The sequence below is a fragment of the Vibrio sp. 378 genome, from assembly GCF_033339435.1.
The window spans coordinates 1-548 of record NZ_JAWOUO010001030.1 but is presented as its reverse complement, the minus strand read 5'-3'; the positions used below and the strand labels follow the sequence as shown (position 1 = coordinate 548).

1 pseudogene is annotated in these 548 nt (G+C 48.9%); it reads right to left on the bottom strand.

What is annotated here, in order from left to right:
• Window positions 1-10: 10 nt before the first annotated feature.
• Window positions 11-548: pseudogene (locus R7Q48_RS30205) on the bottom strand (phosphate ABC transporter permease); the annotation flags it as partial.

Below are 548 nucleotides of genomic sequence, written 5' to 3'. Positions count from 1 at the left end.
AATAAAGCGTTTAACCATCCGGTGTTAAGAGCATCTGTTGGGGAGCGTCAAAGCCCGCAGAAAAGGAGAAATCAATCGTGGTTGGAGCGACGCCTAGCGCAGACTTCTCTTGCCAACGCGCTTTGACTTTCCCGCTGCGAGTCTGCCAAACAATAGTTGGAGTTTGCGTTGATGCACTGAAGACAAATTGAGTCACAGGATCTTGCGTGTCGGGGAGCGTCAAATTCATATCCGTCGACAGCGCCACCACTTCTGGCGGGCGAGTATTTTCTCTCAACGTCGCGTTGAATTCTGGCTTGAAGATATGAGCTAGACCTTGATCATCCACTAATCCATACCAACCAAGGCCAGGAGCCGATTGAGAAAAAGATACCGGATTCGTCGCTAACTGTTGAGTATAAATGGCGGGCTTGTCAGGTGCGTCCATCGACAAATATTGAATCTCACCACTTTGCGTTAAAACGAAAGCAAGTTGTGAATAGTCATCGACAGAAATGGCCAGAGGCATGCCCACTTGCGTGGTTCGAGTCGCGTGATTAGGTTTGATC